The organism is Sphingomonas sp. BRN-1R, from assembly GCF_057748035.1.
Genome location: NZ_CM173236.1, coordinates 425,354 through 447,282 on the forward strand (window position 1 = coordinate 425,354; position 21,929 = coordinate 447,282).

At 62.0% G+C, this 21,929-nt stretch carries 16 protein-coding genes and 2 pseudogenes; 13 read left to right on the plus strand and 5 right to left on the minus strand.

Going from position 1 to position 21,929, the window contains the following annotated elements:
- Positions 1 to 427 precede the first annotated feature (427 nt).
- A protein-coding gene (locus AC3ANX_RS02005) for an IS630 family transposase (protein ID WP_488334225.1) occupies positions 428 to 1,374 on the plus strand; the annotation gives its coding sequence in 2 pieces (ribosomal slippage) (positions 428 to 764 and positions 764 to 1,374; 948 coding nt in all).
- A 972-nt stretch (positions 1,375 to 2,346) separates the two neighbouring features.
- The gene (locus AC3ANX_RS02010) at positions 2,347 to 3,012 is read left to right on the plus strand and encodes a hypothetical protein (protein ID WP_488335372.1); all 666 of its coding nucleotides are present in this window, start codon (positions 2,347 to 2,349) and stop codon (positions 3,010 to 3,012) included.
- Between the two features lie 1,425 nt (positions 3,013 to 4,437).
- Here the strand turns inward: AC3ANX_RS02010 and AC3ANX_RS02015 are convergent.
- A complete protein-coding gene (locus AC3ANX_RS02015) occupies positions 4,438 to 7,242 on the minus strand; it encodes a type I restriction enzyme HsdR N-terminal domain-containing protein (RefSeq protein WP_488335373.1) in 2,805 nt (934 codons plus the stop codon).
- 494 nt (positions 7,243 to 7,736) lie between these two features.
- On the opposite strand from AC3ANX_RS02015, the gene AC3ANX_RS02020 reads away from it, so the two are divergent.
- From AC3ANX_RS02020 to AC3ANX_RS02035, 4 genes and pseudogenes are all read left to right on the plus strand, one after another.
- Positions 7,737 to 8,219, plus strand: a complete 483-nt coding sequence (locus tag AC3ANX_RS02020) for a low molecular weight protein tyrosine phosphatase family protein (protein WP_488335374.1) — start codon at positions 7,737 to 7,739, stop codon at positions 8,217 to 8,219.
- Positions 8,216 to 9,364: an AAA family ATPase gene (locus AC3ANX_RS02025; RefSeq protein ID WP_488335375.1), complete on the plus strand. Its 1,149-nt coding sequence runs from the start codon at positions 8,216 to 8,218 to the stop codon at positions 9,362 to 9,364. The genes AC3ANX_RS02020 and AC3ANX_RS02025 overlap by 4 nt, the downstream gene beginning before the upstream one ends.
- Positions 9,365 to 9,734: 370 nt before the next feature.
- Positions 9,735 to 10,681 (plus strand): IS630 family transposase gene (locus tag AC3ANX_RS02030; RefSeq protein ID WP_488334225.1). Its coding sequence is split into 2 segments (ribosomal slippage): positions 9,735 to 10,071 and positions 10,071 to 10,681, totalling 948 coding nucleotides; the frame shifts between segments, so codons are not numbered across the junction.
- Positions 10,682 to 10,968: 287 nt separating this feature from the next.
- Positions 10,969 to 11,720: pseudogene (locus tag AC3ANX_RS02035) on the plus strand (IS5 family transposase).
- Here the strand turns inward: AC3ANX_RS02035 and AC3ANX_RS02040 are convergent.
- The 3 genes from AC3ANX_RS02040 to AC3ANX_RS02050 form a co-directional block, all read right to left on the minus strand.
- Entirely contained in the window at positions 11,679 to 11,966 is a 288-nt protein-coding gene (locus AC3ANX_RS02040) for a hypothetical protein (protein WP_488335376.1), read from the minus strand. The pseudogene AC3ANX_RS02035 and the gene AC3ANX_RS02040 sit on opposite strands and share 42 nt — an antisense overlap.
- Before the next feature lie 323 nt (positions 11,967 to 12,289).
- A complete protein-coding gene (locus tag AC3ANX_RS02045; protein ID WP_488335377.1) occupies positions 12,290 to 13,318 on the minus strand; it encodes an IS110 family RNA-guided transposase in 1,029 nt (342 codons plus the stop codon).
- A gap of 123 nt (positions 13,319 to 13,441) precedes the next feature.
- Positions 13,442 to 14,032 carry a hypothetical protein gene (locus AC3ANX_RS02050; RefSeq protein ID WP_488335378.1) on the minus strand — a complete coding sequence of 197 codons (591 nt, stop codon included), beginning with the start codon at positions 14,030 to 14,032 and terminating at the stop codon, positions 13,442 to 13,444.
- A gap of 579 nt (positions 14,033 to 14,611) precedes the next feature.
- On the opposite strand from AC3ANX_RS02050, the pseudogene AC3ANX_RS02055 reads away from it, so the two are divergent.
- Positions 14,612 to 14,686 (plus strand): annotated as a pseudogene (locus AC3ANX_RS02055) (hypothetical protein); the annotation flags it as partial.
- A 41-nt stretch (positions 14,687 to 14,727) separates the two neighbouring features.
- Here the strand turns inward: AC3ANX_RS02055 and AC3ANX_RS02060 are convergent.
- Entirely contained in the window at positions 14,728 to 15,738 is a 1,011-nt protein-coding gene (locus AC3ANX_RS02060) for an amidohydrolase family protein (protein WP_488335379.1), read from the minus strand.
- A gap of 96 nt (positions 15,739 to 15,834) precedes the next feature.
- Between AC3ANX_RS02060 and AC3ANX_RS02065 the strand changes: the two genes are divergently transcribed.
- From AC3ANX_RS02065 to AC3ANX_RS02090, 6 genes are all read left to right on the plus strand, one after another.
- Positions 15,835 to 16,779, plus strand: coding sequence for a LysR family transcriptional regulator (locus tag AC3ANX_RS02065; protein ID WP_488335380.1), 945 nt, complete (start codon positions 15,835 to 15,837; stop codon positions 16,777 to 16,779).
- A gap of 171 nt (positions 16,780 to 16,950) precedes the next feature.
- Positions 16,951 to 17,739, plus strand: coding sequence for a hypothetical protein (locus AC3ANX_RS02070; protein ID WP_488335381.1), 789 nt, complete (start codon positions 16,951 to 16,953; stop codon positions 17,737 to 17,739).
- Between the two features lie 111 nt (positions 17,740 to 17,850).
- Positions 17,851 to 18,546: a 3-oxoacid CoA-transferase subunit A gene (locus AC3ANX_RS02075; RefSeq protein WP_488335382.1), complete on the plus strand. Its 696-nt coding sequence runs from the start codon at positions 17,851 to 17,853 to the stop codon at positions 18,544 to 18,546.
- A gap of 11 nt (positions 18,547 to 18,557) precedes the next feature.
- The gene (locus tag AC3ANX_RS02080) at positions 18,558 to 19,211 is read left to right on the plus strand and encodes a 3-oxoacid CoA-transferase subunit B (protein WP_488336863.1); all 654 of its coding nucleotides are present in this window, start codon (positions 18,558 to 18,560) and stop codon (positions 19,209 to 19,211) included.
- On the plus strand, positions 19,208 to 20,416 hold the full coding sequence (gene pcaF, locus AC3ANX_RS02085) for a 3-oxoadipyl-CoA thiolase (RefSeq protein ID WP_488335383.1): 1,209 nt from the start codon (positions 19,208 to 19,210) through the stop codon (positions 20,414 to 20,416). The genes AC3ANX_RS02080 and pcaF overlap by 4 nt, the downstream gene beginning before the upstream one ends.
- A gap of 304 nt (positions 20,417 to 20,720) precedes the next feature.
- Positions 20,721 to 21,917 (plus strand): multidrug effflux MFS transporter, encoded by a 1,197-nt coding sequence (locus AC3ANX_RS02090; RefSeq protein ID WP_488335384.1) that lies wholly within the window; start codon positions 20,721 to 20,723, stop codon positions 21,915 to 21,917.
- Positions 21,918 to 21,929: the final 12 nt, after the last annotated feature.

Sequence of the window (21,929 nt, forward strand, 5' to 3'; positions counted from 1 at the left end):
CAAAGCTCACGAATGAGCGTCGGACCTGAAGGTAGTTCCTCTCGCGGTCGGTTGTGTCCTCGAACGCTGCCGATAGCACGCTCCTTCTTGGGGACCAGAAGGGAGCCAGCGCAGGAAGGCCGAAGTCTCTGGCCTTCTCGTCGCCTGCGCCGCGGGCGCTCGCCGTTTTCCACGCCAGAGTCAGCGTCGCACCGAAGTCCTCGACGAACGAGCGGATCTCGCGATCGGCCCGCTCGTGGTCGTTCACGAGCAGTGCTTCGTTCAGGACGGAGAGACGGCCGATAGCCTCGACGATGCGTCCCTCCTCAGGCGCGAGCCGGCGCCGTTGCGCCTCTAGAGCGGTTTTCGTCGGGGCTGAATCGTTGGGGATTCACACGGCACCCGTTTTCTGATTCACGATCCGTGCTGGCGAAGGAGGCCGGGATGGATGGGCCGAGCGTTATCGCGTGATCTTCGGGATCGTGTCATCGCTGCTGTCGAAAGCGGGGTGTCTTGCCGGCAGGCGGCAGAGCGGTTCGGCGTCAGCGCGGCAAGCGCGATCCGCTGGCGACAGCTGGTGCTCGCTCATGGCACGCCGGCGGCCAAGCCGCAGGGCGGTGATCGCCGAAGTCCCAAGATTGAGGACCATGCCGCCTTCATTCTGGAGGCGATCGAGCAGCAGCCGGATCCGACGCTGGCAGAGCTTCGTGGGATGCTGGCCGAGCGTGGCGTGAGCGTCAGCATCGCCACGCTCTGGCGCTTCTTCGCCCGCCACGGGATCACGCGCAAAAAAAGACCGGCCACGCGACGGAGCAAGATCGTCCCGACGTCCTGAAGCGTCGCGAGGAGTGGTTCGAGGGCCAGCTCGATCTCGACCCCGACAAGCTGGTCTTCATCGACGAGACCTGGGCGTCTACCAACATGGCGCGGCGCCATGGTCGCTGCCGGCGGGGCCAGCGCTTGCGCGCCGGCATCCCCTTCGGACATTGGAAGACCACGACCTTCGTCGCCGGCCTGCGCCGCACGGGCATGGTAGCACCCTGGGTGCTCGACGGACCAATGAACGCCGATGCGTTCCTCACCTACGTCACGCGCGTGCTCGTGCCGGAACTCGGCCGCGGTGACGTGGTCGTGATGGACAACCTGTCGAGCCACAAGGCGCCGGCCGTGCGAGCCGCCATCGAAAGCGTTGGCGCAACGCTCCTCTTCCTCCCGCCCTACAGCCCAGACTTCAACCCGATCGAGCAGGCCTTCTCCAAGCTGAAGGCGCACCTGCGAAAAGCGGCCGAGCGGACCGTCCATGGCCTATGGAACGCCATCGGTCGCATCCTCGATCTCTACTCGCCCCAGGAATGTGCCAACTACTTCGCCGCCTGCGGCTACGATGCAGACTGATCGAAAACCGCTCTAGCTCGACGTTGAGACTACTACTTTCGAAGTATGGCGCGTTAGCATCGGAGGAAGCGTTGTCGGGGAATGCCTCGCCCACCGGCCGGTAACGCGCCAAGAGGCTTCCGCCCAAAATCTCGGCCACCACTATCGCGTCGGCGGCGTCGCACTCGCGATGGAGACGCTCCATGGTTGCCCGGAACGACCTTGGCGTGTCGGGAGCCAGCGCACCGCGGACTAGGTTGCGGACACGCTCGCTCCGTATGCGCGTCAGGGCAGGCGTCGCCATGGAGCCAACAGCCCGCGGAACGCGCGCGCCGAGCACCGTTCTTGCGCCACCTCCGCGCCGGTCATTTGGATCCGTCATGTCCATCGGCGCCAATCCGCAGCCGCCTGCGCGGCCCACCGCACTTCGCGGCGGCCCTCTTGTTCAATCGTGGGGAGCCAAGCAAGGCATCGATCAGTCATCCACGGTCTCCAGCTTGACCGCTCTGAGCTTCCGCTCCTCGAGCTTCTTGATGGCATGCACCCTCCTTGTTTGGCCGAGATGGACTCGACGCGATCCACGTCCCGAATGGAGCGCCCACGCGCGCCCTCGTTGGCGTGCAGGATAGAAGCTACCACACGCGCGTCCAAGTAGTTTATGGCAGTATGAGTGCGGGACGCCAGATGAATTCATGCAAGATATGGGACCATTTATTTGCTGATGCTCGGTGCAGTGGCCGGCAAAGCCGAGCACAACCACGGCACGGATACCTTAAGTTCAAAACTGGGCGCGTTGTTCGCCTTCAAGGCGCTCCATCGTTAGAGGCGCCGGTCGCTATGCTGTCCACCGAGGAGTTGCTCCGCAGGCATAAGGTACCCGGCACTCTAGTCCATTTGGCCTTTTCATGCCAGATCCGGAATGGACCTGCGGATCGCGTGTCGAAGGTGCCAAAAGGTCAGGTGGGTCGTCGGGGCCCTTTATGAGGAGTTGGGATGACCGAGGACGAGAGCCGAGACTTGGAACACGCTTGGCGCTACTTCGCCCTCCATGCCGAGCAGCGAATGACGGTGTTCAACTTCTTCGTGGCCTCGGCGGGGCTCGCACTAACCGGCCTGGCGTGGACGCTCGCGGATGGTTCGAAGAAATGGCCGCTCGGAACGGCAGCAGGAGTCGGAGCGGCGACGCTGTCGTTCGTTTTCTGGCGCTTGGATCAGCGTGGCGCGCAGCTCGTGAAGAACGCCGAGGACGCCATGGTGGCCCTTGAGTCTGGACTTCTGCAGTCCGCCGCCGTGACGACGGCCGAACGAGGGTTGCCCAACAATACCGGCTGGACAGCCATGTCGACGCCTTGGACCTTCGGCCGCTCCTTCAGGCTGCTATTTGCAACCGTTGCTCTCCTAGGCATCGTCGGCGCCGCGATCACGATTGGAGTGGGCACGTCTAAGCTGAAGTCTACGCACGACGGGCAAGGTTCTAGCGGGGAAGTTTCTGGCGGCCCGCCCGTCAGAAGGCCGGCCGCGACGCCAGAGACCGCCTCTTCTGCTGTCACGCTTCCTCGAAAAACTGGCGAGCCGAAGTCGCAGCAGTCGACGCCGAATGTCAAACCGCCCGCGTCCAAGGACGGGCTGCGCGACGGAACCTCACTAAGAACGCAGTAAACGCATCCCCTCGCTCAGGCTCGCGGTTGTCGACCATCGGCAGGCCAGCGCTAAGTTTTGTGCTGGGTTTGACCATCGGGGCTGATCAATCATTTTGAGCAAAAGGCCGCTCACAAAGTCAACTCGCGATAGCGGACTTGCCGTTCTGACTAGGTTTGTACCATGTTGACGCCGTCGGGCGTGCCACCGGCGAGGGTGAAGCGGACGGTCAGCAAGTAGGGAGCGCCGCGGAGTTCGGCAGGGGCGATAAATGGCGCCTTGCCGATAGTCCGGTTCTTTCGAACTGAGCGGCAGCTTTTGCCGAGACTGGACGTTCGTCGGCGCAGGCCTGACCGACCGACTCTGGTCGACTGCCGTCACATTGCGATGCGTGAGGAATGGCAGCTACCCGCGGATTGGCGCTACGAAGCGGACGGACCGTGGCCCACAGATTGTGGGCACTGGACGCCGTCCGAAAGTATGGCGGCTTCCAAGATCAACTACTGGCTAGCGAATGACCGCTATTGGGGCGCTTTGCAGCCATTTGTGGCCGCGATGAACGAATGTCCGGGTTCGGGGAGCGCTGAAGCGCGGCTGAGTGTCTGAGTATGGGGCGTTTAAGAGATTAGCTCTTTTCGGAACTGCTACTGTGGTTTTCTGCCGCAATCTTCGGATCTATAGTACCGTCGTGTGTCTCGATGTCGAGTAGACGGCGTTCAGATCCTGCGAGCAGGTCGCCTCGCTCTCGACGATTCGTAGCATGGTACTCGAGCCGCACGCGAGTAGTGTTGTTCGCGAGCGCGGTCGCAACCCTGCCTCGTTCACGCGTGAGGGCTAACCTCCTGTACTTGCTTGCCAGCGTGCCGGAAAATAAGGTGACTAGCAAGGCTAGCACAGCCACCATCCAGCGGGTAAGCTGATTCCACTGATCGTTCAAAAGACTACCCGGCAACGCTGCTAACGCTGACGCAGCCAATCCCGCAACTACACCAGCCCAGTTACTAGCGCCAATTTCCTCTCGGCCTTCTCGACCTCATCCGAGTACCAGCTATACTGCCCTTGGCCGTTCGAGATGAGGTTGTCAGCCTCCTCGCGAGAGACAACATTCTTCGCTTGATCTTCGTCGGGCATCCTCGGATTTCTGGTAAACCCTGTCGGTAGTCGTCCTTGGCCCACCTTACATCGAGGAGCACGGTTTCACCATACATCCTGAACGGGCGTCCGGTCTTTGCTACCGAGCGAAATGCCCCGAAAGACTGCAATTGGGTCATTCGCGCCGCCGCGGAGGTCTGAACGAAGGTCACTCATACTCATGGCGACCTCTTCTTGCAGCCCTTGTTTGGCGTTTGCCTGTTCAACTACCCTGTGCGATCGGGCTCAAACCCCCAAATTGAACAAAGCAACTTCGAATGTATCTGCTCGCTTATCCTCGACGACTCCGGGACGCTAGGCGCCGGTGAGCGCCTTGCTCCGGATCGAGGTGCCCGGCAGCCGATCGAATAGACCATCAAGATCCTGCACGAACAATTCGAGGGCGTTGCGCAGGACGGCTGTTTCTCCATCGAATCGCCGGTTGCGGTGGCTGCCGTCGAAGCGCGGCAGTGCGCCGGACAAGAACTGCACGGAAGTGCATCCCGTACGCCCAAGGCGACCGAGTTCGGCCATGATCTGTTCGAATCGTTCCCGATGGCGGATCTCGGGCTGCTCACTACCAAATACAACGTCCGCACCTGCGCGGGTCCAGTCCGCGACCGGAAACCAATTCACAGTCATCCCGAAGCCGTAATTGCTGAGGTTCTCCACATGCAGCGCATAACGAACCGGCATAGCTTGATAGAAGTTGAGAGATTGCGCGAGTCGCGGAACACTATGCTCAACCAACTCCTGGAGTACGCATTGACACCGACGGCCATATTCATCAAGCAAGGGAGCGGTCCGGACGGGATCGGCATCGTGCAATACCGGCTCGCCGCCAAGGCGCTCCCACCACGGATCGGGTGAGCGCCAGCCATGCTCCCGCAGCCGTTCGATATCGTCAAGCATCTCGGACACATGAAAGCTGCGATCACGACCCTCGAAGTGAACCCACTCGTCCTGCCGCGGCATCAATAAGCGATCGAGCGCGCCGAAGTCGCTTCCTAAAGTGATATCGGCCTTCCACCTGCGCGCGGCGTACCGAAGGCGGCCCAGCAGTCTTTCGTTCCACCAGAACGGTCCACCTTCGAGGCGCCTGGCCCGGATCACCGTAGCCAGCGCCTCGCGCAATTGCGAGAAACCTAGCGCGCGCGCGTTGGCGGCGCCGAGGACCTTATCCAAGCCGACGCCATGCCGACGGCGAGTCTTCGGTTCGCCCAAGCGAAGATTGGGCTCGTCCTCCTCAGCTGAAAAGAAGCCGTAACTCGCCCAGCGATCCTCGGTGATACGCCCATGCACGCCCAGAATATCAGCCGGACCGTCGGCAAGTTCGGAAATCAACTCCGGCGCCAGCGGCTCCAAATACCATTGCGTTGGCTCGACGATGCCGCTCAGCAGATCACTTAGGTAGCTGGTGCTGACTGCATCGGGCCCACCAGCCGACAAATGATCTACGTCGCTACCGAAACGAGTGACGTCCAGATAGACGTCGAGGCCGGCCTCCGCGATGCGTGCCCAAATCGCATCGCGAACCCTGAGGTCACGGCAGCGCGACATAAGAAGGGCCGGAAATAATGCACCGGGCCTGAAGACCGTAGCAGGAAGCCGGTTCTCGACTTCGTCGGGGGTGAGATCTAGCAGCGCTTCGGCACGGAGATAATCGCCCAGCGCGTCATGCTGAAGCTCGACCTGATCGCCGAGGATGAGCGCTCCGGTGGCGATCAGCGCATCAAGATCGACATCGTCGTAGGTGCCGGTGGCTGCCAGCACTGGCCCCGACGCTCGCGAGGCCCCGCCGATAGCGACGGCGAAGCGCTTTAATAGATCGCGCAACCGCGCAACCCGTGTGGGACTGTGGCCATCCACTTCCAGCAGCCGTCCAATCCAGGTCTCGAAAAGATCATCGAGCCGCGATGGCAATGTTCCGCTAGCCTGGCGATGCTCAAGCAGTAGGGTCAATAACAGCGGGTGCTCGAGCAACGGCTCCAGCATCTTAGGAAAGCCTCGCAGCGCTGCATGCCCGCCCCAAGGATCGATTCGCGTCGCGATCGCCAGTTGCTCTTCGCTGCCTAGGGGCATGAGTTCAAAGTTCGGTAGAGGAAGGCTGTTCGAAACCGGAGTTCGCCCGAAGATATGGAACTGGACCTTTGGTCGGTCACGAAGAAGCATCGCCACCCGCGCCAGAAATTTGCGCTGGGACTTGGCGTCAATCCGGTCGAGGCCGTCGCAGATCAAGCGTGCGCCGCGTGCCTCCAGCAGGTCAGTAAAGGCGGCAGCTGACGCAAAATGCGGGCAGCGCGCCGCGAGACGCCCGCGGGCATAGTCCTCTGGAGACAGATCGAGGGCTGCCAAATCGGGCAATGGCAAATAGAACGAAACGGGATCGCCGTCGGCGAGCCTCGTCAGTGACCGGTGGTGAAGATCATGGGCCAGCGTCGTCTTTCCATGCCCGGACGCAGCAAGGATGAATGTGCCGCCATCCAAACCTTCGAGTACGGGAAAGGCGGCAGTCACTGTCCCGCTGGTCCGCAAGCGCCGCTCAACGCCGGTCGGACCCTTCACCCGTGCGAGCTCGTGTGAGACGTACTGCGAGACATCATCTGCCGCGACAGCGAGAGACTTGTAACCAAGTGCACGACAATGTGCGACGGCTGCACCCCGCGCGATCAGCCGCTCAATAGTACCGCGATGGCGGCGAAGGACATGGACGGCGCAGGCAAAAGCGCGCTCGCTGCTCTGGCTGATCTGCATCTGCCAGATTTCAAATTGGGTTCCATCGCAAAGCAGCAGAAACGGCGCTCGCGTCGCATGGGCGTAGGATTCGGCCTGATGCCGCCCGGCCTCCAGATCCTCCTTCGGCGCCTTGGCCTCGACCACCAGCAAGCTGGAATCGAAGCTGAGCGGTGCACCGGGGTGAACGATGAAGTCCGCCTCATGTTTTCGCCCCTTGCGTCCAGTCTGAAAAACGACCGGTGCTTTGGCCGTAATTTCGTCATAAGCATAACCGAGTGCGGCCAGTAGTGGCTGAAGCAGGCGTTGCTCGACATCGGCTTCGCGCTGCATCGCGAGCCGGTCTAAGCTGTTCCAGAATGTTTCAGCTGCAGCTTGCGAGGTCATTCATCGTCGAAACTAGCGTCAGACCTGAACATTGGGAAGCGCTGCGACCCGCTCGCATCGCCCATCAGCATCGAGTTGCCGCTTGTCGGGAAAGCCAGCTCGGTCGCTGAACGATCGCTGTGAGGTGCTTAGCAGAATCTGAGGTCAAGATGAATAAGCGTCCGCTTCTAGCGAGCGCGTAGAGCGCTACGAATGGCCGAATGTGGGTCGACACTGTCGCGGAGCGACCGGCGGGTCGACCGTGGCGGCGGTCTCGGCTAACCTGACCAACATGCTCGCGAGAACCAACCAAGTCGTTGACCTCAAACTCGATCACGTTGGGGTGCACCTGGGCGCGGTAGACAGGAGCAACGCACCGCTGCGTATCGTGCCCGATTCGCATAAGCTCGGCCGGCTATCGGAGGGCGAGATCAAGCGGATGGTTGTGACTTCAGATGGAAAGCTCTACCTCGCCGAGCGCGGCGATATCTGGTTCTATACTATACCCGTCGTCCATGCCTCGCTGGCTGCAACTCCGCCGCGACGGCTTCGCGTTCTCCAAATCGACTATTCGGCTGATTCGGCGCCTGGTCCGCTCCCTTGGCACGGCGTGTGAAGGTGCCGGTTTGAGCCATCCCCGGATCCGGACGGTCCTGTTCGTCTGTAGTCAAAATAGATTGCGCAGCCCAACCGCTGAGCAGGTGTTTTCGCGCCGGGAGGATCTTGAGGTCGATTCTGCCGGGACGAACCACGGCGCCGAAAATCCGCTCACGGCTGAACTGGTCGTGTGGGCGGACGTGATCTTCGTCATGGAGAAGGCGCATCGAGGCAAGCTGCAGCGCGGTTATCGGACCGCTCTGTTGGGGAAACGGGTGGTCTGCCTCGACATACCAGACAATTATAAGTTCATGCAGCCGGAACTGGTCCAATTGCTCGAGGCAAAAGTGAGCAGGCACCTGCCGTCACTGTTCATAGCGACGCAGGCAGAGCGGTCTTGATCAACCGGCTCGCCATCTCGGGCTACCGATCGTTGCGCAACGTCGTGATCGATCTCGGTACACTGACCGTCGTCACCGGTGCGAACGGCAGCGGTAAGTCGAGCCTCTACCGCGCGCTCCGCCTTCTCGCGGACGTGGCGCAGGGGCGAGTCATTTCCTCGCTCGCTGCCGAGGGTGGCTTGTCCTCGACACTGTGGGCAGGCCCGGAAAAGTTCAGCCGCGAGATGAAGAGTGGCGTTCGGCCCGTGCAGGGCACTGTGCGAGCGCAGCCCGTCAGCCTCAAGCTTGGTTTCGCGTCCGACGATTACGGCTACGCCATCGATCTTGGCTTGCCGATGCCTTCCAAATCTCGCTTCACCCAGGATCCCGAGATCAAGGTGGAGGCAGTATGGGCGGGCGAGGCGCTGGGTCGCGCCAACGTCTTTGCTGAGCGACGCGGCCCCGCTGCTCGGTTGCGCGATGGCGTTTCCGGAAGTTGGCGCGATACCAGCATCGGCCTTTCGACACTCGACAGTATCATGACCCACCGCGCCAATAGTGGTGACGGGCTCGAGCTTTTGCTGCTTCGCGAACGCATGCGCCGCTGGCGCTTCTATGACGACCTTCGCACCGATCGTGACGCACCTGCACGGCGGCCGCAGGTCGGTACATACACACCTGTCCTGAGCGGTGACGGCGCCGATATCGGTGCGGCGATCCAGACAATCATCGAGATCGGAGATGCCGATACGCTGGCGGAGGCGGTGGCGGATGCGTTCGACGGCGCCACCTTAAGTGTGGGTGAGCGCTTTGAGGTTGAGATGCGCCAGCACGGACTCCTGCGCCCGCTCGCTGCGGCCGAACTGTCTGACGGGACGCTACGCTATCTGCTTCTTGCCGCGGCATTGCTTTCTCCACGCCCGCCGGAGTTGATGATCCTGAACGAGCCGGAAGCCAGCCTCCACCCCGACCTGTTGGCGCCGCTCGCCCGGCTCATGCTGAAGGCCGCCGAGCGCTGCCAGTTGGTCGTCGTTTCCCACGCGCAACCGCTAGTCGAGGCGCTCGGACGCGACCCAAGCACGGTGCTCGTATCGCTCGAGAAGCAACTCGGCGAGACTATCGTGCGCGACACGGAAATGCCGGATTGGCGATGGCCGGGCCGTTGATGTTTGGGGGCGGCTTAGGGATGTCGTAACCCATTTGATCGGCCGTTTAGGTATTAGTTTGACAGCTGAACGGATGGCCGAAGTTGGGAAGGCGAAAAGGCACTGCGAATGTCCGGGACCGGGGCCCTTTGCTCGCCGACATCGTTTCCTTGATCGAAGGCCATAGCGAACGACAGGCTGTGTAACCGCTGTCCGCTGACCCAACCCCCCCCCGGAAACACACTTCGGTCTTGATATGATCGCTAGCAAGGCTCTGATAATCGGAGACCGTTCGCGCTAGAGCGGTTTTCGTCGGGGCTGAATCGTTGGGGATTCACACGGCACCCGTTTTCTGATTCACGATCCGTGCTGGCGAAGGAGGCCGGGATGGATGGGCCGAGCGTTATCGCGTGATCTTCGGGATCGTGTCATCGCTGCTGTCGAAAGCGGGGTGTCTTGCCGGCAGGCGGCAGAGCGGTTCGGCGTCAGCGCGGCAAGCGCGATCCGCTGGCGACAGCTGGTGCTCGCTCATGGCACGCCGGCGGCCAAGCCGCAGGGCGGTGATCGCCGAAGTCCCAAGATTGAGGACCATGCCGCCTTCATTCTGGAGGCGATCGAGCAGCAGCCGGATCCGACGCTGGCAGAGCTTCGTGGGATGCTGGCCGAGCGTGGCGTGAGCGTCAGCATCGCCACGCTCTGGCGCTTCTTCGCCCGCCACGGGATCACGCGCAAAAAAAGACCGGCCACGCGACGGAGCAAGATCGTCCCGACGTCCTGAAGCGTCGCGAGGAGTGGTTCGAGGGCCAGCTCGATCTCGACCCCGACAAGCTGGTCTTCATCGACGAGACCTGGGCGTCTACCAACATGGCGCGGCGCCATGGTCGCTGCCGGCGGGGCCAGCGCTTGCGCGCCGGCATCCCCTTCGGACATTGGAAGACCACGACCTTCGTCGCCGGCCTGCGCCGCACGGGCATGGTAGCACCCTGGGTGCTCGACGGACCAATGAACGCCGATGCGTTCCTCACCTACGTCACGCGCGTGCTCGTGCCGGAACTCGGCCGCGGTGACGTGGTCGTGATGGACAACCTGTCGAGCCACAAGGCGCCGGCCGTGCGAGCCGCCATCGAAAGCGTTGGCGCAACGCTCCTCTTCCTCCCGCCCTACAGCCCAGACTTCAACCCGATCGAGCAGGCCTTCTCCAAGCTGAAGGCGCACCTGCGAAAAGCGGCCGAGCGGACCGTCCATGGCCTATGGAACGCCATCGGTCGCATCCTCGATCTCTACTCGCCCCAGGAATGTGCCAACTACTTCGCCGCCTGCGGCTACGATGCAGACTGATCGAAAACCGCTCTAGGCGCTTCAAGATCGTCCGCTTTTCTCCCCTATAGCGGTCAGTCGGCTATCAGGTGATCCGACGGGCGCGGAAGCGTCGGAATACCTTGTGCTGGTGGGGAGCGGTCGTAGGAGGGCGAGCGACGGTTAGCGCAATCCCTGATCGTCGAGGATGATTTCGGCCTGCATCCCAGCTTCAAAATTGCCGGTCCTAGGGTCAAAACTCAATCAGCAGCTTGAGGTGCATAGCCTTTCCTGATTCAAAGATGGCTGTGGATCATGGGAGGTTGAGCATGGCGCTGTTCTGGTTGTCGGATGAGGCGTGGGCGGCAATTGAGCCGCATCTGCCGAGGAACCAGCCCGGTGCCCGACGTGTCGATGATCGCCGGGTGATTTCGGGCATTTTGCACGTGCTGAAGGTGGGCTGCCGCTGGTGCGACTGCCCGGCCGATTACGGGCCATCTACGACGGTCTATAACCGCTTCAACCGATGGTCGCGGCGAGGCTTCTGGCTCAAGCTGCTGGACGCACTGGTGAACACCGGCGCGGTGACGAAAAGCACCGCAATCGACAGCACTTACATCAAGGCGCAGCGCGCGGCGTTCGGAGCAAAGGGGGGCGTGCGGCACAAGCGATCGGTCGCTCGCGCGGCGGCTGGACGACCAAAATCCACGCGCTCACAGACGTCATCGGCCGTCCCTATGCGCTGATGCTGACACCGGGCAACGTCAGCGACATGAAGGCCGCGCCCGCGCTTCTCGAACACGCAGGCCGTATACGCTACCTGCTCGGCGACAAGGGCTACGATGCTGACCGGCTACGCCGTCTCGCTCGCGATGCCGGCGCGGTCCCGGTGATCCCCGGCCGGCGCAACCGCAAGCGCGTCATCCGCTACGACAAGGACCGGTACCGCGGCCGGCATCTTATCGAGAACGCCTTCTGCCGCCTGAAGGATTTCCGCCGCGTACACACGCGCTACGACAAGCTCGCCGCCAACTTCCTCTCAGCCGTGGCGCTCGCCACCGCCATCGCCTTCTGGCTGTGAACGAGTCTGAGCCCTAGCAATGTCTTCCAGCAACCCCGTGATGGACTTGCAGTCATAGCCCTCAAGGCAATAGATCAGCGTGCCGCGCCTGTTCTCTAAATCTGACCGCTGGATAAGCCTTACCAGAACGTCAAAAATCCGCCGATCTGGATTATCTGCAAGTTCTAACGCGAGCGAATGCCGCTCTGCATGATCGCTGGTTTTTTTGAGACGCTTTATCTTCTCCGTCAGGTCGGCATCGGTCATATCCTGCGGTCATAATCAGGAAACTGTCGGTCCGCTACTGGGCGCTTTCAGTCCGTCCTGTGTGGATGGCTCCCGCGTTGCAAGTGACGGTTTGACGATCTGGCGCTTTGGTCGGGTGCAGTCTTGTGTCCGGCCTGTTGATGCAGCCGTTTTGTGACTGCTGGCCCTGATGGTATCCGCGAGCTGGGGCCCACTCTGCTTTGCAGGCTATAATGCCTTGGACAGACGGCGGGGTGTCCCGGCTCCCGGTCTGACCGGTACGCCATCACTTCTCTTCGCTCTCACAACCTCCTGAAGCCGCTCGGTGTCGAGCTGCTAATCCGTCATGCTGCCATGCCAATGGGTGCACGATACGTTCCGCCACGCGCCATGATCGCCTTGGCGACCCGCGCCGTACGATTAGCGGCGGCAACGGTTACGACCCTTGCTGGTTTGCGCGCCAGCATGGCAGCGATGCGCGGATCGACCGAGTCCGGTTTGGCCCGGGCGCGGCGCACCAGTGAGGTCATGCCGACAACCAGCAGGCGTCGCAGGTATCGATCGCCCATGCGCGAGATCCGACGCATGCGCTCCTTGCCGCCACTTGAGTTCTGAAGTGGTGTCAGGCCGAGCGAGGCGGCAAACTGCCGACCCGAGCGGAACCGTCCCGGGTCGGTTACCGACGCGGCAAGCGCAGTCGCGGAGATCAAGCCGACACCCGGGATCGTACCGAGGCGTTGCGACAACTCGTTGGACCGATGCCAAGCGAGCAACTCCTTCTCCAACGCCACAAGCCGGACCTGCACGTCACCGATCTGTCCAGCCAAGCCTGTGATCACGCGCACGGCGAGATCAGGAACCTCGGGCGCATCGCCCCTGGCGATCCGCGCTGCCAGTTCGATTGCGTGATGCAGCCCACGTACGATCTCGATGCCAAACTCTGAGAGCAGGCCGCGGATCATGTTTACGAGCTGAGTACGCTGCTTGACCAGCAGGTCACGCGTCCGGTGTAGCGCCAGCGCCGCCTGCTGTTCCGGCGCCTTCACGGGCACGAACCGCATCGTTGGGCGCGTCACCGCCTCGCAGATCGCCTCCGCGTCATTCGCGTCCGTCTTGCCGCGCTTCACATACGGCTTCACGTACGCCGGCGGCATCAGCCGAACCTCGTGCCCGAGTTTTGCCAAGGTCCGCGCCCAATTATGAGAGGTGCCGCACGCTTCAATGCCAACCAGGCACGGCGGCAACTTCGTGAAGAACGGCAGCACCTGCGATCGACGCAATGCCTTGCGGACGACGACGGTGCCCGCAGCATCAACTGCATGAACCTGGAAAATGCTCTTGGCCAAATCGAGGCCGATGGTGGTAATCTCCATGTGGATGGCTCCTATTTGCTCGTGATCGCCTGACAGTAATCACATCTTGGCACCTCGATGCCGTGAGCGGGAGCCATCCACCCCATCTGCTTTGGACAACAGAGCGATGGTTTGGACGAGCCGCTACGGCGTCACTCGTTCGTTGCCGATGAACCCAAACTCATAACCAGAAGCCAAAGCGGCGTTGATCACGCAAGCGAACGGCCCGTCTTCCTTATGGGGACCTTGCTGCTGTCTAGCCCACTCGGGATTAAGTGCGTGAACGCCGTATTGCGAATGCAGTGCACTGCCCGCGCCGCAGAGAACCTCGATGTCGCGAGCGAAGCTATCGTCGTTTGTTACTCCAGCTTTATACATGGGCAGCTTTCCAAGGAGGTGGTGCGTGGTCAGCCAACTTTCCCCCTCCGCCTTCATGAGCGCCGCAGATTTTGCCCTCGTTATAGCTTCCAGTCGTGGCTGAACATCGCGCGGCAGCTCGACGTCATAGAAGCTGGCGGCTTTCGCGATACAGGCAATCTGTTCATCGGTAATCGCGCTTTTAGCCGCCACTACAAGCACACCTTCTTTAATCGCCGGGTCCGTCCTGACCGTCACGGGACCTACGCCACATCGAACAATACGCTCTGCCGCCACTTTGGGGGTTATCTGATCGTAGGCATCCAGCATCGGACTGGTTACTTGAGCGGCGAGGACGGCGGCTAGGGCGAGCATCATTGGAATATGTCAGCCTTCGCGAGCGACTGAAAGCCTCCGGTGCGTCTGCTGCTGGGCGACTGCGGAAGGGCAGCTTTGACTGCCGGGATCAGCAGCTTCTGTCCAGACCGGACATTTACCGGACATGAAGTGAACGACGTCATCTGGTCGACAGCCGACGGCTGGTTAGAGGGCGCGTGAGCGACAGACATCTATGCCGTGATGCGCAGTTCGACGGTATTTGGAAGCGCGATCGCCAGACAGCGAAAATAGATGCAGTGGAGTTTCTCAAGCGATCAGGTAGCCGCAAAATAGGCGCGTCTCGTCGCATTTCATCATCGACTGGGGTATTGTCTGGGGTATTTTGTCTTCGGCACCTTGAATTACCGCACGATCTCAGCCCGTTAGTATGACGAACTAAGCGAAAATGGTCCTGTCCCCGCAACCATACCCTCATGTACCAAACTGTCTCAGGATACCCCCGAGGCGGTTTTTTATTGCCTTCTTTCCATCGTTTGCCTCGTCTCCACAGGTCGATCAAATGCTCGGCAGCAAAGCCGATCAGTTCGCGCGGGGACTCTGCACCCGCGCTTGGCCCGGTTGGAGCGCGACGCGTTTCCCGCCTTCGGTGATCGCGACCTGCGCGCAATTACCAGTGCTGATGTGCTGGCGATGGTGCGTACCGTCGAGGCGCGTGGCGCGCTCGACGTCAGCCGTCAAATGCGTACGCGTATTGTGCCGCCGCGTCGGAATGTCCGCGCGCCAGTATCACGCAACACTTTGATGCGCTCGGCTCTGTCAAGCCGGCTGGTCGCAGCGAGGATGCGGGCTACCATCTCCGGATATGTGCCGGCCGAGTTCCCCATATCCGACCCCCACATCATGCGATCGGCTCCGAGCACCGAAACTGCGCGCGACACGAACCCTGCGGTAGAAATCTTTGCTTCGTCGAGAATATCCAGATTGATCGTCGTCACCTTAAAGTGGAGATTGCGGCCTTGGACACGGCGCGCGAAGTCCACATCCATGCCATAGTCAGGCGCGCCCTCAACTCTCGGCCAACCAACGTGATCGAGCACGACGCGCACACGGGGATACAGTGCGGCCATCCGCGCAATCTCCTCGATCGCTGTCGGTGAGTACCCGGGAACGACATACATTAGGTCGATCACCAATTCATGGTGATCGGCGACCGCCCAGGTTCGCAGCGCGGCGGGCGATGACAACCAGTCAAGGTTCTCGCTTGGGCCGGTCAGCCGAACGCCGGCAAGGCCATGCTCACGGGCGAGCCACTCCACTTTGCTGCTCGTAACTGCGTCATTGGCATCAAGGACGACGACCGGCGCCATCCGTGCTGGAGTGCGATCGCTTGAATCGATGATGTAGCTGTTGTCGTAGCCATATGTGCCCTTCTTCTGCACAACGGCTCCGGCAGTAACGCCGCTGACCTCCCACCAGGATAAAACATTGTCCAGCGTCGGCAGCGGATGCGGTCTGCCAGCTTGAACCGACGCGCCGGGCGGCTTTGCCCCGCCCGGCGCGCCTCCTGGCGGCACCTCGCCCGATACGCGCGGATAGTGCTGGAGGTCGTCGGAAATCAGGTGGATGTGCGCATCGAACAACCGCGTGGTTGTTCGGGGCGCAGCAAAGGCGACGATGTTCCGCGTTGCCGCACTTGCAGCGGCAAGACCCATCAAAACGTCACGGCGGCGAACAGTCGATCCCATGAACCATCTCTCCAGGTCGGTAGAGGCGCTGTTTTGGATCGAGCGGCAACGGAGGTATAATCACTTTTTGGATCGCCTATTATAACGGGAGAGCAAATGCCTCTGAAGGATCGCGGCGCTGGTCGCTTTGAAAGTCGTCTGAAACTCAGCCAGCTTCGCGCGATCGCCGCCATTGATCGTGCAGGAAGCCTGCTTGGCGCGTCGCGGATGCTGAACGTCAGCCAGCCCGCATTGACCAAGACGCTTCGAGATGTGGAAACCCTCATCGGCGATGCTCTGTTCGTCCGACAGCCTCGTGGAGTCACGCCGACGCGTGTCGGCCGGAATGTGGCGGACGCGGCTTACCGTATTCGGGAGGAGCTCAACGCGCTTGAGCTGGTCTTGCGTGAGGGCGCCGCACCGGAGGTGTCGGTCGGCGCGGTCCCGAGTGCTGCCGTCGGTTTTCTGCCCGGGTTGCTGATATCGATGCAGCAGCAGCATCCTGATATCGCCCTGACGATTGTGGAAGGCACCACGGAAACGCTGCGCGCTGCCTTGCAAGACGACGAAATCCAGATCATGCTCGGCCAACTCGATCTCGCGCTTTCCCCGGATCTGTTCCAGCAGATTACGCTCTACCGCGATCGGCTCGTGTTCGTCGCCCGATCGGGACACCCGGTGCTCGAAGCGCGAGCCAGCCCGACACTTGCCTGTCTGGTGAACTATCACTTCATCTTACCTGTCTATGGAACGGGGCCCGAACAGGAGTTGCTGAACATCTTCGCAATGGCTGGTTTGCGTCAGCCGACCATCTTGCGAGCCAACACGCTCGGCCTGGTCCGGGAATTGGTACTTTTTTCTGACGCCGTCTCGTTCATGCCCAGGATGATGGCAGCGGGAGATCTGGCCCGCGGCGCCATGACCGAGATCAACGTGGGGGTGGCGATCGAACGCGGGCCGGGCGGCGCGATTCTGTCTCGAAACAAGCTCCCGACAACTGCCACCCAATGCTTTCTGGATGCGGCGTTGGCATCCTCGGCAGATACGATCGGCGACCGCTGACGCAAGGCTGATATGCAGATCGAGCGCTACCTGATCGTTCTGCTTCTTCTATCACTTCAGGAGCGAACCGAGGCTGAGGGCGCAATGTCGGACTGGCAGCACCCGGCCTCCGGCTAAGCGTGCTTTCGGCTCTCTGCGCCCTGTGATCACGGTAACGAAGTGGATCGGCCTGTGCAGCGTTTGATGGTCGCGTGTTTGTTGTGGATCTTCGGGCTTCCAGCTTCGCCGGTGTATGCGGCCGTGCGCCAAACCTATGTCGCGTTGGTGTTCAGCAATCCCGCGCCCGGGCAGGAAGCCGAATACAATCGCTGGTACGACACCGAGCATGCGCCCGACGTCGTGTCCATTCCGGGCTTCGTCAGCGCGCAACGCTATCGGCTGAACGGCACGCAAATCAACGCAGCTTCCGGGTTAGCCCCCCAGTATCTGGTCGTTTACACGATCGTCACCGACGATCTCGAGCGCGTCTTTCGAGAGGTCAACCGCCGCGCCGGAAATGGGCAGACGCGCATGAGCCAGGCGATCGCCCATAGCGGCGGCATGAACATCACTTACCGCGTCACCGCGAAATCGCACTGGCCGCGCGAGATGCGTGATAGCAGGTCTTTCCTCCATATCGTCCTGGCTGATCCGGCGCCGGGCGAAGCCAAGCGGCTTGAATCGTGGTACACTCACACGCACGGTCCCGAAATGCTGAAGGTGCCGGGCTTTCGAGGGTATGTACTCGGCCACCTCAACCCGGTTCAGATGATTCCCGACGCCAAGGGACAGGCCCATATCGCGCTCTTCGCGGTCGAGACGTCCGACTTCGCAAAGGTCACCGCCGCGTTCCACCAGATCGTCCCCCGTCTCAATCATGGGCCGGACATGCGCAATCTCTGGGCGCGCACGTACCAGCCGATTGGTTCGCGACTCTCGGGTGATCGTATCCGGGCGCAACGCGAAGCTGGGCTGCGTTAGGCTGGTTGCGAGCGTGCAAGCGTATACCCGGTATCCTTTGACCTCCGTTACCCGTGCATGTTTGTGCCGGCCCAACGGAGCGGCAAGCTCCGATAAGGATGGAGGCGCAGAATGATCGACAAAAGCGTCGCGACGCCCAAGGATGCGATTGCCGATATCCGCGACGGTGCATCAGTGATGATCGGCGGTTTCGGGACGGCCGGAATGCCCGACGAGTTGATCGATGCCCTGATCGCGCGTGGCGCCAAGGACCTGACGATCATCAACAACAACGCCGGCAATGGCGACACCGGTCTGGCCGCTCTGATCGCCGCCGGACAAGTCCGCAAGATCATCTGCTCGTTTCCGCGCCAGGCGGACTCGCATCATTTCGACGCACGCTACCGCGCTGGTGAGATCGAACTGGAACTGGTGCCGCAGGGCAATCTCGCCGCGCGTATTCAGGCGGCGGGCGCCGGACTCGGTGCGATCTTCACGCCGACCGGCTTCGGCACTTTACTCGCGGAGGGGAAGGAAACGCGGCGGATCGATGGGAAGGATTACGTGCTCGAATATCCGATCCACGCCGACGTCGCGCTCATCAAGGCCTATGCCGGCGATCGCTGGGGAAATCTCGTTTACCGTAAGACCGCGCGGAACTTTGGCCCGATCATGGCGATGGCGGCGACCTGTACCATCGCGCAAGTGGCCCGGATCATCCCGCTTGGCGAACTCGATCCGGAGGCGATCGTCACGCCCGGCATTTTCGTACAGCGCGTCGTTGCGGTCACGCCTCCAGCGGCTGCGGCCGTGCAAGCTGCGGCCTGAGAGGAGCCATGATGAACCGCCTGAGCCGTGAGCAAATGGCGCGACGGGTCGCGCAGGACATTCCCGAAGGCGCCTATGTCAATCTCGGCATCGGTCTGCCGACCATGGTCGCCAACTTCCTGCCTACCGATCGCGAGATCTTCCTGCAAAGCGAGAACGGCCTCCTCGGCATGGGGCCGGCGCCCGCGCCCGGGGAGGAAGATCCGGAGCTTATCAATGCCGGCAAACAGCCGGTTACCTTGTTGCCGGGCGGGAGCTTTTTCCATCACGCCGACAGCTTCGCGATGATGCGCGGCGGCCATCTCGACATCTGTGTGCTGGGCGCGTTCCAGGTTTCGGTACAAGGCGATCTCGCCAACTGGCATACCGGCGCGGCCGACGCGATCCCGGCGGTCGGCGGCGCGATGGACCTTGCCATTGGCGCGCGGCAGACGTTCGTGATGATGGACCTGTTCACCAAGGCTGGCGAGAGCAAGCTGGTGGAAGCCTGCTCCTATCCGCTCACGGGTCTGCGCTGTGTGTCGCGGATCTATAGCGATGTTGCCATCTTTGACATTGGCGAGAACGGCGTCCTCGCCCGCGAACTGATCGACGGGTTGACGATCGAGCGCTTGCGCGATCGGACCGGCCTACCGCTGTCCGAAGCCAAGGAAGGGCAGGCATGACGGACGCCTATATCTGCGACGCAGCACGAACGCCGATTGGTCGCTACGGCGGCGCGCTGGCGAAAGTCCGCGCAGACGATCTCGGCGCGGTGCCGATGAAGGCGTTGCTGGCACGCGCGCCGGGGCTGAACCCGGCGGCAATCGACGAAGTGTTCTACGGTTGCGCCAATCAGGCGGGTGAGGACAATCGCAACGTCGCGCGTATGAGTCTGTTGCTCGCCGGCCTGCCACCGGAGGTGCCCGGCGTTACGGTCAACCGGCTGTGCGCCTCCGGACTGGAGGCGGTCGGAGCTGCGGCCCGTGCGATCCGTACGGACGAGATGGCGCTGGCGATTGCGGGCGGTGTCGAGAGCATGACCCGCGCACCGTTCGTGATGGGCAAGGCAGATACGGCTTTCGGGCGGGCGCAGCAGCTGGAAGACACCACGATGGGCTGGCGGTTCGTGAACCCGGCGCTCGACGCTGCATACGGGGCGGAGACGATGCCGCGCACGGGTGAAAATGTCGCCGAGGATTTCGGCATCACCCGCGCCGATCAGGATGCCTTCGCGGCTCGCAGTCAGCAGCGCACGGCCGTAGCCCAGCGCAACGGCTATTTTGCCGAAGAAATCGTGACGGTGACCGTACCGGGCAAGCGGCGCGGCGACAGCCTGGAGGTAGCGGTCGATGAACATCCGCGCGCGGATACCACCGTCGAAAGCCTCGCCGCGCTCAAGCCGCTGTTCGGTGCCAACGGCACGGTAACGGCCGGCAACGCCTCGGGGATCAACGACGGCGCCGCCGCCATGCTGATCGCCAGCGCCTCGGCCGCGCAGGCACAGGGACTGAGGCCGCGCGCGCGGATCCTCGGTATGGCCTCGGCCGGGGTTCCGCCGCGCGTTATGGGGATCGGCCCGGTGCCTGCTACGCGGAAGCTGTTGGCGAAGCTTGGCCTGTCAATTCAAGATTTCGACGCAATCGAACTCAACGAGGCGTTCGCCAGCCAGTCGCTCGCGGTGGTGCGTGCCCTAGGGCTCGAGGACGATGCGGATCATGTTAATGCCAATGGCGGCGCCATCGCGCTCGGTCATCCACTTGGCATGTCGGGTGCCCGGCTGGCGATGACAGTGGTGCATCAACTCGAAAAGACGGGAGGCCGTTACGGGCTTGCGACGTTGTGCATAGGGGTAGGTATCGGCCTTGCGCTCGCGGTCGAGCGGGTGTGACGGCAGCACGCGCGGCGCCAGCCTGTACTGCGACGATCAGACCCGATCACGCCTGAGGACCGCAAGCTTGAGCCCGAATGCGCTTGTAGTCCGGACGCTCGTTACCACGCCTATTCGTTTCAATGTCGACCAGTGTTGCTCGTATCGCAACCGGTGAACGCATGCGCATCGACCAATGGAACGACGGCAGCAGCCCTTGCCGTCCACCATCCGCACGTGTGGGCGATGTATAGGTGAGATACGCCGCATAGTGATGTCCCACATGGCTTCAGACGCTATCGTCGTCGCCTGTGGGGAGCTTGCCATGATCGTCTTGAACGCAGCGACTACGCCGGGGCGTATGATTGCGATACTCCTACTGCTGACCTCGTTCGGCCCGTTTGCGACTGACATGTATCTTTCAGCTTTTCCGGAGATGCAACGCGCGCTTCATACCGATCAGCCCGGCATCGCCGCGACATTGTCGGTTTTTCTCTTCGGGCTCGCGGGCGGGCAATTGATCTATGGTCCGCTCAGCGATCGGTTCGGCAGGCGTCCGCTTCTGCTCGCAGGCACCGGCCTGTTCTGCATCGCCAGCCTTGGCACCGTGCTTGCGCAGGATATTCACAGCTTTCTCGCATTCCGCGCGGTTCAGGCGCTGGGCGGGTCGTGCGGGGTCATCCTCAGCCGCGCGATCCTCCGGGATACCTATCGCGATGGCGACATTGCCCGCGCGTTTTCGACATTGTCGATGGTTGGTATGGGCGCGCCGATCGTCGCTCCGTCTTTGGGTGTCGGCATCATCCTGCTGGCCGGGTGGCGCGCCATCTTCTTGTTGCTGCTGGCGCTAGGCGTGGTGGCGTTCCTTGCGGTGTTGATGACGCTTCCCGAAACGCTGTCGCCAGAGCGACGTAACCGGCGGATCGGGCCGGCCTCGGTGCTGCGCGTCTTCGCGGGCCTGTTGGGACACCGGCGCTTCACGCTGGCGGCACTGACGACCGGTGCGGCTGCTGGTGCCCTGTTCGCCTTCATCACGGGATCGTCGCTGGTGTTCCTCACGCACTTCGCGCTCGGCAAGCCGGCTTATGCAATCTTGTTCAGCACGATCGTTCTCGCGATGATCATGGGCGGTCAAGGCAACCGCTGGTTGTTGCGTCGCTACCCGCCCGACCGCATCCTGCGTTGGACGCTGAGCATACACGGGTTTGCGGGACTGGCGCTGCTTGCAGCCGTACCGTTCGGGCCGGGGGCGATCTTCGCGGCTTTGCTATGCGGTACTGCGATGCTTGGCTTTATCCTGCCCAACAGTGCCGCGGCCGCGGTGTCGAGCGTGCCCGATCATGCGGGTAGCGCCTCGTCGCTCCTGGGGGTTTTGCAGTTCGGCGCAGGCTTCGTATCGTCGAGCCTCGTCGCGCTGTTTCAGGACGGCACCGCCTGGCCAATGGCGATCGCGATCGCCGTGTGTGGCCTGCTCGGGCGGCTGCTGTGGGCGTTGCGTGAGCGTAGCGCGGTGCCGGCCTGATCCCAGCGCCGC

Bases quoted from the DNA above. Each gene is read 5' to 3' on its own strand.
- AC3ANX_RS02010 (WP_488335372.1), top strand. From the start codon at position 2,347: ATGACCGAGGACGAGAGCCGAGACTTGGAACACGCTTGGCGCTACTTC.
- AC3ANX_RS02015 (WP_488335373.1), bottom strand. From the start codon at position 7,242: ATGACCTCGCAAGCTGCAGCTGAAACATTCTGGAACAGCTTAGACCGG.
- AC3ANX_RS02020 (WP_488335374.1), top strand. From the start codon at position 7,737: ATGCCTCGCTGGCTGCAACTCCGCCGCGACGGCTTCGCGTTCTCCAAA.
- AC3ANX_RS02040 (WP_488335376.1), bottom strand. From the start codon at position 11,966: ATGACCGATGCCGACCTGACGGAGAAGATAAAGCGTCTCAAAAAAACC.
- AC3ANX_RS02045 (WP_488335377.1), bottom strand. From the start codon at position 13,318: ATGGAGATTACCACCATCGGCCTCGATTTGGCCAAGAGCATTTTCCAG.
- AC3ANX_RS02050 (WP_488335378.1), bottom strand. From the start codon at position 14,032: ATGATGCTCGCCCTAGCCGCCGTCCTCGCCGCTCAAGTAACCAGTCCG.
- AC3ANX_RS02060 (WP_488335379.1), bottom strand. From the start codon at position 15,738: ATGGGATCGACTGTTCGCCGCCGTGACGTTTTGATGGGTCTTGCCGCT.
- AC3ANX_RS02065 (WP_488335380.1), top strand. From the start codon at position 15,835: ATGCCTCTGAAGGATCGCGGCGCTGGTCGCTTTGAAAGTCGTCTGAAA.
- AC3ANX_RS02075 (WP_488335382.1), top strand. From the start codon at position 17,851: ATGATCGACAAAAGCGTCGCGACGCCCAAGGATGCGATTGCCGATATC.
- AC3ANX_RS02080 (WP_488336863.1), top strand. From the start codon at position 18,558: ATGAACCGCCTGAGCCGTGAGCAAATGGCGCGACGGGTCGCGCAGGAC.
- pcaF (WP_488335383.1), top strand. From the start codon at position 19,208: ATGACGGACGCCTATATCTGCGACGCAGCACGAACGCCGATTGGTCGC.
- AC3ANX_RS02090 (WP_488335384.1), top strand. From the start codon at position 20,721: ATGATCGTCTTGAACGCAGCGACTACGCCGGGGCGTATGATTGCGATA.